Origin of the sequence: Occallatibacter sp., from assembly GCF_049582745.1 — a bacterium.
In the GTDB taxonomy this organism is placed as follows: Bacteria; Acidobacteriota; Terriglobia; order Terriglobales; family Acidobacteriaceae; genus Telmatobacter.
In genome coordinates, this window is record NZ_JBAUUO010000023.1 from 20,469 (window position 1) to 27,862 (window position 7,394).

Consider the following 7,394-nt stretch of genomic DNA (forward strand, 5'->3'; position numbering starts at 1 on the left):
TCACCGTGTCATTCTGAGTGAACGGGGCCCCGAACGTAGTTCAGTTTGGGGGTGGTGAAGGAAGAATCCGCTTTTCGGCTTTCCGCCGTCTATTAAAGACTTCAGACCAAATGTAAACTCCGTCTCCGCCAGTCAAGCGTGTCTCAAATTCGATGCCCCTCACCTGCTAAACTCTGTTTCGCATGCTCCTTGCAGTCTTATCAATTGCGGTGCTCGCTTACTTGCTGGGTTCCGTTCCAACGGGATACCTGCTCGTTAGGCTGTTTCGCCATGAGGACATACGTTCGGTTGGCAGCGGCAACATCGGCGCCACCAACGTACTCCGCTCCGGCGGAAAGGGCCTCGGCGCGGCCACGTTTCTGCTCGATACACTCAAAGGCGCTGCTGCGGTTTGGCTCGGTGCCTTGCTGGGATCCATCCTGCTGCCGTCCATGCCTTTTCGCGACGCGGAAGCTATCGCAGCCGTTTCTGCTGTCCTGGGCCACATGTTCCCCGTATGGCTGCACTTCCGCGGCGGCAAAGGCGTCGCAACCGGCTTCGGCGTCTTCCTTGTCGCCGCTCCCCTTGCCGCTCTTGCGGCCATCGGCCTTTTCGCGATTGTTTTGATCCTCACCCGCTATGTATCTCTGGCCTCGATCCTTGGCGCCGGCAGCTTTCCCGTCTTTGCCTGGTTCCTCGTTCACGGTGACAAGCCAGCGCCCTACATCGCTGCACAAGTCATTGTCGCTTCCCTCATCATCCTCAAGCACCACCAGAACATTCGCCGTCTCGCCACCGGAACAGAAAGCCGGTTCGGCGCACGCACACAGGAGAGAAAACCCGCATGAGCCGGATTGTTGTGCTTGGCGCCGGTGCGTGGGGAACCGCCATCGCTCTGTCGCTCTCCCGTCGCGGAGAACATGAAATCACCCTCTGGGCGCACAGTGCGGATGAAGCACGGCAGATTCACAGCGCACGGGAAAATACCCTCTTCTTGCCGGGATTCCCGCTTCCCGCTGATCTAACCGTGACAGCAGAGATGGCGCCGATTGCGACGGCCAATATTCTGGTCTCCGTCATCCCTTCCGAGTTTCTTCGCACCACGTTGCATCGTGTCAAGAGCCACCTGCGCAGCGGACAATTCATCGTAAGCGCCACCAAGGGCATCGAAAAAGAAACCCACCTGCGCATGACCGAGGTGATCTCGCAAACCCTCGAGTCCGCAGGCCTGCTCCTGTCAATTGGAGCATTCTCAGGCCCGAGCTTTGCCATCGAAGTCGCCCAGGGACAACCGACCGCCGTCACGGTCGCCTTCAGCGATCCGCAGATCGCCCTCCTCATCCAGCAGGAGTTCTCCTCGGAAACACTGCGTCTCTACACGTCCACCGACGTCATCGGCGTCGAACTGGGCGGCGCCCTCAAAAACGTGATCGCAATCGCCGCAGGCGTGGCTGCAGGCGTGGGATTGGGCCACAACTCAACGGCCGCCCTCATCACCCGCGGCATCGCCGAAATTACGCGCCTCGCCGTAGCCTGTGGTGGACGACGCGAAACACTCGCGGGTCTCAGCGGCACAGGCGACCTCGTGCTCACCTGTACGGGCTCGCTGTCGCGCAATCGCACCGTTGGTCAGGCACTCGGTCAGGGCCGCAAGCTCCCCGAAATTCTCCAGAGCCTCGGCGGCAAAGTCGCCGAAGGCGTCCTCACCACGCGGGCTGCTTTAGGATTGGCGCGCAAGCACGAAATCGAGATGCCGATCACTGAGCAAATGGAAATGATCCTCGAAAGAGGCAAGGATCCGCGCGAGGCAATCCGCGAACTCATGCTCCGCCCCGGCAAAGGCGAACACTAACGCGCACGGCCTGCCAAACCAGTGGTTAGCCCCCCGCAATCGCTCCAATAATCAGCAGCGGTTCCTTCCCACTGGCGACCGCCGCCGGCAACGGCACATCGGGCGACTGGTGCGACAGGTCCTCCTCGCATGCAAAAAACCGCAGAAACGGCCGCCGCTTGAGCGTGTCGTGATCGCGAATGGTTCCGCAAAGCATGGGATAACGAGCCTCCAGCGCATCCAGCACCGAGCCCAGCGTCACCGTCCCAGCGACATCCAGGGTGATAACGCCATCGACGCGCGCAAGATTCCGCAGATGATACGGAATCTCTACGCGCACATTGTGGACCGAGCCAGGCATTGTCAGTTATTGCGTCTCCCGCTGGAGTTACATTTCTGCGGCGCGTGGCGCCGAAGGCGCGTCTGCCCCACCGCAGGTGGTTACGCCAGCGTCTGCACTTCAACCGACAGCACCGCCGGTAGATCGTGTACGATCGCCTTCCACGAGTCGCCTCCGTCCGGCGACACATACACCTGTCCACCGGTAGTGCCGAAGTACACGCCGCATGAATCCAGCTTGTCCACGGCCATCGCATCGCGCAGCACATTTACATAGCAATCTTTTTCCGGCAGCCCCTTCGCAAGTTCCTCCCACTCGTTGCCACCGGTTTTGCTGCGATACACGCGAAGTTTCCCATCGAGCGGAAAATGCTCCGAGTCGCTCTTGATCGGCACCACGTAAACCGTTTCCGGCTCATTCGAATTAATGTCAATCACGAATCCGAAATCCGTCGGCAGGTTGCCGCTGATCTTCGTCCAGTTATCGCCTGCATCGTCTGAGCGCATCACGTCCCAGTGCTTCTGCATGAACAGCGTTCCCGGTCGCGCTGGATTCATCGCGATGTGGTGAACACAGTGCCCGACGTCTGCCGTCGGATTCGGAATGTACTTCGAATAGAGCCCCTTATTGATCGGCTTCCATGACTTGCCCCCATCATCCGTGCGAAACGCGCCAGCCGCCGAAATCGCAATGTACATGCGTTCGGAATTGCTGGGGTCGAGAATGATCGAGTGCAAACACATCCCACCCGCGCCCGGCTGCCAGTCAGGACCAGTACCATGTCCGCGCAGCCCCGGCATTTCGTGCCAGCTCTCCCCGCCGTCGATCGAACGGAAAATGGCCGCGTCTTCCACGCCCGCGTACACAGTTTTCGCGTCCGTCAGCGAAGGCTCCACATGCCACACCCGCTTGAACTCCCACGGCTTCTGCGTGCCGTCGTACCACTGGTGTGTCGTCAACGGCTTTCCCGTTGCGTCAGACGAGTCATACACGAACCGGTTGCTCTTCACCGGCGGCCACTGCGGAGGCCCCTCCTCCGGCTTCACGCCTGGCTGAAACCAGGTCTTGCCCCCATCCGTCGATGCCTGAAAAAGCTGACCAAACCATCCGCTGGTCTGCGAAACGTAAATCCGCTCCGGATCTACCGGCGACCCCTTCATGTGGTAGATCTCCCACCCCGCAAAAAAGGGTCCGCTGACTTCCCATTTGTCCCGCTTGCCGTCCGACGAAAGGATAAAGGCGCCTTTCTTCGTTCCAACCAACACACGTACCTGACTCATAATCCCTCCCCCGCGAATGTCGAGTGCATCGCAAACTCGCAGGCCGTCTGAAGATTCTTCCGCAACCCCTCTCTCCAATTCAAGCAAAAACTGTGCAAATGTTTTAAACCGGCTGGCCGCCTCGTTGATGCGGCCACATCAATCAAGGTTGCCAGATGACATTGACGCCACCCACTCCCACTGCCGGGATCGCATACGCGTGGTTCGTCCCGCCTTCCCAAGTCACCGATCCGTTCGCATGCAGAATAAAGAATTTGAACTCTGCTTTCATTCCCGCAGGAACGGAAACAGTAAGAAGCGCATTGCCGTCGGACGGAATCACCGCCGGCCCCTCGGCTCCATTCCACGTTGTCGACCAGTTGCCCAACTCTGCCAGGCTGCCTGTAAGCATCACTGCATCTCCTGGGCCGAGCGTGGGCACGCCGGACACAGAGAAATTCACGGGGATCAGCTTGCCACTCGTCACCTGAAATGGCGCGGTCTCCGAGGTGGCCTTCCCGCGTGTAATCGTGACTTGCGCCGCTCCAGCCGCCACTGGCGGCACTTCCACTGTGATCTCGTCGTCCGACCAATGCGTCACTTTTGCGGCATGCTTCGATGAGCCCACGGCAAAGCTCACTGTGCCTGCCGCGCTCCCGAATCCCGTCCCGGTGATTGTCGCCAGTGCCCCAGCATTCGCCACGCGCGGCGTAATGCTCCCAATCGTTGCTCTCGATGTTCCGGCCTCCACCCAGATCGATACGCTTCGGTGCGGCAGCATGAAATTTGTGGCGGCGTTCTCTCCACCCGTCCCTGTCACAGTGAGCCCGACTCCACCCATCGTCCCCTTCAAGTAGTCGGAATACCGTCCCGGCACGAGCGAAGTCAACAGACCGCTGATCGCCTGGTCATTCGTTTGGCTCTTGTTGATGGCCACTAGCGTCACATTTTCGCCCAGCCTGCGCTCGTAGATATACACATCGTCGTTGATCCAGCGTTGCTGCATCGTTCCGTATGCGATTGCAGGATTCGAGGCCCTAAGTGCCGCCAGGTACTGAATCAGCGTTACGGCATCCGTCGAGCCGAAACTCGTCATCGCATTGCGATCGTATGGATCGTTGCCGCCGCCCGTGTCGTTGTGCAGATATTGCTCGTCGCCGTAATACACCACTGGCACGCCCCGGCACGTGAAGATGAAACTCAGTGCCAGCTTCACCGCCATCGCATCCGCGCCCATCGACTGGACCCGCGGATTGTCGTGATTGTCAAAAAACGTGACGAGGTCATTCGGTTGCGCAAAACCCTCCGTATTCGCATTCCCCGACCGCTCCAGATTCAATTCATCGTCAACCTCTCTGAAGCTCTTCCCTTTCGCAAACACATCCACAATCGGCCCATAGAGCGGATAGTCCAACAGATTCATCCCACTCCGATTCGCAAACTTCACCGAATCCGCATACAACGGATCGCCCGATCCCTCCAGCCACTCACCAAACACAAACGGCCGCGCCGTTGCAGTCGGAAGCGTATGCGCACCGCTCCAGTTTGCAATCGAGTTCTCCAGGCTGTACTCCCATCCCCAGTTCACATGCTTCACCGCGTCGAACCGAAACCCATCCGCTCCGTGCGCCAGCAACTGCGCAACAGCCGCCTTGATGTAGTTGTCCACCCATGGATTCGTCTGATCCAGATCGGCCAACCCAAACAGCGTGTCGTACTGCAACTGGTACCGATCCTCGAAGTCCGTCATGTTCGGCGTGTGGTGGTAATAAGGAGTGGTCCCGGTGTCGCTCGAATAATCCGTCACCTTCCCTCCGTTGTCGTAGAGCGCGCCATTCTCGCCCACGCCAATATCGTTGGTGTGATTGGCGACGAAATCGACAATCACTTTGATCCCGTTCGCGTGCGCCGCCGCCGTCAGCTTGTCGAATGCCGCCCAGCTGTTCGCCGCGTCGCCAATGTGTTCTTCAATCCTCATCATGTCGCGCGGCCAATACCCGTGATATCCGCTCGCCCCGCCACCGTCCGGCTCGTTCGCGTTATCAATTGGCGGCGAGATCCATATCGCCGCCACGCCCATCGATTTCAGATAGGCCAGCTTCTGCGTAATTCCCGCCAGATCGCCTCCCCAGTGGTCGCGCCAGTTCGAGGGCTTCGTAAATCCGCTCGGATCGAACTCCCCTGCACTCTGCGGCGGATTGTCGTTGCCCGCATCTCCGTTAAAGAACCGGTCCGTCACAATCTGGTAAATAAATCCCTGGTGGATGTCATTCACCGTCGGAATCGGCGGCGGCCCGAGCGGATTCTGCGCTATCACCCGCGCCGTCAGAGCAAGCACAAGGGCGATGGCAACCAGACCCGCGCGTCTTTTCATCTTCAGCATGAAGCTCTCCTCAAACACTGCAGAACCGCAGCTCCGAATCCCCCAACATCCTAATGCACAAGGTCATGAGCGCCGGCATCGCTCGAAGCGCACGCCCTCTATCCAGGCCCATTCGCTCCAAGCCCCGCAATGCTCTAGACTCAAGACTGGAACCCTACGCGATGATTACGCTATTTACCGGCTACGACGAAGAACCAAAAGATAAAAAGAAAGAGCAGGAAGCCCAGGCCGCCGAAGAAGAATCGCCACAAGGTGGCGGCTTCTTCTCGCGCATGCGCCAGGCCGTCACGCGGACCCGCGAGACGTTTTCCACGCGCATCAACGACATCGTCGCCCTCACCCGCGAAGTCGACGAGTCCTCCCTCGAAGAGCTTGAAACCGCGCTCATCATGAGCGACATCGGCGTGCAGACCACCAACGAAATCATCCAGGCTCTCCGCGAGCGCGCCCGTAAGCAGGCTATCGCCGGCGGCGCCGAACTCCGTGACTTGCTGAAAGCACAATTACGCGGAATCCTCGAAGCCCCCATGCGCCCCGTCATCACTCCCGCCGCACCGCCCAAAGTCACCTTCCTCGTCGGCGTCAACGGCACCGGCAAAACCACCACTAGCGGCAAGCTCGCCGCCTGGTATCGCGCGCAAAACAAATCCGTACTGCTCTGCGCCGCCGACACTTTCCGCGCCGCGGCAATCGAACAGCTTGAAATCTGGGCCGTCCGCAGCGGCGTCGAAATGATCAAGACGCGCCAGGGCGGCGACCCCGCGGCCGTCCTCTATGACGCGGCCAGCGCAGCCAAGGCACGCAACATCGCCGAACTCATCGTCGACACCGCCGGCCGCCTCCACACCAAGTCCGGCCTCATGGACGAACTCGACAAGATGCGCCGCACCGCATCCAAGCTCATCCCCGGCGCACCCCACGAAGTCCTCCTCGTCATGGATGCAACAACCGGCCAGAACGGCCTCCAGCAGGCTCGCCAGTTCACGCAATCCGCCGGCGCCACCGGCATCGTACTCACCAAGCTCGACGGCACCGCAAAAGGCGGCATCGCCGTAGCCATCGCCCGCGAACTCAACCTCCCTGTAAGATTCGTAGGCGTTGGCGAACAGATGAGCGACCTGCTCGAATTCTCCCCCGAAGTCTTCGTCGACGCCCTACTGGGCTAGCAGACAAGGAAATTCGCTCTTGAAAAATGCCTGTCATCCTGAGCGCACGGGGCCCCAAGCGTACTTCAGCTTGGGGGTGGTAAGCAAAGGATCTGCTTTTTCTACGAAGCCTTACTCGACGCCCTGCTGGGCTAGCAGACAAGGATATTCGCTCTTCAAGAATGGCTGTCATCCTGAGTGCACGGGGCCCCAAGCGTACTTCAGCTTGGGGGTGGTAAGCGAAGGATCTGCTTTTTCTACGAAGCCTCGTCGACGCACTGCTGGGCTAGCAGACAAGGAAATTCGCTCTTCAAGAATGGCTGTCATCCTTGTAGTCATTATGGTGTGACCGGCTCGATGCGCTAGTCGTGGGTTAGGCTGAGTTTGTTAAGAACTTTAGTCCAGAGCCACAAGCGGAGGGAACCGGTCATGACTGAGAAGTTACGATTTTTGGGTT

Annotated in this window: 6 protein-coding genes; 3 read left to right on the top strand and 3 right to left on the bottom strand. The window is 59.3% G+C overall.

Features of this window, described 5'->3' with window-relative positions; translation table 11 throughout:
* Positions 1-182: 182 nt before the first annotated feature.
* Positions 183-827 (top strand): glycerol-3-phosphate 1-O-acyltransferase PlsY, encoded by a 645-nt coding sequence (gene plsY, locus WCA10_RS03100; RefSeq protein ID WP_472821025.1) that lies wholly within the window; start codon positions 183-185, stop codon positions 825-827.
* Positions 824-1,831, top strand: a complete 1,008-nt coding sequence (locus WCA10_RS03105) for an NAD(P)H-dependent glycerol-3-phosphate dehydrogenase (protein WP_472821026.1) — start codon at positions 824-826, stop codon at positions 1,829-1,831. The genes plsY and WCA10_RS03105 overlap by 4 nt, the downstream gene beginning before the upstream one ends.
* Before the next feature lie 25 nt (positions 1,832-1,856).
* Here the strand turns inward: WCA10_RS03105 and WCA10_RS03110 are convergent, their stop codons facing one another.
* The 3 genes from WCA10_RS03110 to WCA10_RS03120 all read right to left on the bottom strand — a co-directional run bounded on the left by WCA10_RS03110 (position 1,857) and on the right by WCA10_RS03120 (position 5,792).
* Positions 1,857-2,171 carry a MoaD/ThiS family protein gene (locus tag WCA10_RS03110; protein WP_472821027.1) on the bottom strand — a complete coding sequence of 105 codons (315 nt, stop codon included), beginning with the start codon at positions 2,169-2,171 and terminating at the stop codon, positions 1,857-1,859.
* A gap of 80 nt (positions 2,172-2,251) precedes the next feature.
* The gene (locus WCA10_RS03115; protein WP_472821028.1) at positions 2,252-3,430 is read right to left on the bottom strand and encodes a WD40/YVTN/BNR-like repeat-containing protein; all 1,179 of its coding nucleotides are present in this window, start codon (positions 3,428-3,430) and stop codon (positions 2,252-2,254) included.
* Between the two features lie 142 nt (positions 3,431-3,572).
* Positions 3,573-5,792, bottom strand: coding sequence for an alpha-amylase family glycosyl hydrolase (locus WCA10_RS03120; protein ID WP_472821029.1), 2,220 nt, complete (start codon positions 5,790-5,792; stop codon positions 3,573-3,575).
* A 161-nt stretch (positions 5,793-5,953) separates the two neighbouring features.
* On the opposite strand from WCA10_RS03120, the gene ftsY reads away from it, so the two are divergent.
* The gene (gene ftsY, locus WCA10_RS03125) at positions 5,954-6,958 is read left to right on the top strand and encodes a signal recognition particle-docking protein FtsY (protein ID WP_472821030.1); all 1,005 of its coding nucleotides are present in this window, start codon (positions 5,954-5,956) and stop codon (positions 6,956-6,958) included.
* Positions 6,959-7,394 lie beyond the last annotated feature (436 nt).

What these genes read in the sequence shown, in the direction of transcription:
- WCA10_RS03115 (WP_472821028.1), bottom strand. Translation starts at nt 3,430, where the DNA reads ATGAGTCAGGTACGTGTGTTGGTTGGAACGAAGAAAGGCGCCTTTATC.
- WCA10_RS03120 (WP_472821029.1), bottom strand. Translation starts at nt 5,792, where the DNA reads ATGCTGAAGATGAAAAGACGCGCGGGTCTGGTTGCCATCGCCCTTGTG.
- WCA10_RS03110 (WP_472821027.1), bottom strand. Translation starts at nt 2,171, where the DNA reads ATGCCTGGCTCGGTCCACAATGTGCGCGTAGAGATTCCGTATCATCTG.
- plsY (WP_472821025.1), top strand. Translation starts at nt 183, where the DNA reads ATGCTCCTTGCAGTCTTATCAATTGCGGTGCTCGCTTACTTGCTGGGT.
- WCA10_RS03105 (WP_472821026.1), top strand. Translation starts at nt 824, where the DNA reads ATGAGCCGGATTGTTGTGCTTGGCGCCGGTGCGTGGGGAACCGCCATC.
- ftsY (WP_472821030.1), top strand. Translation starts at nt 5,954, where the DNA reads ATGATTACGCTATTTACCGGCTACGACGAAGAACCAAAAGATAAAAAG.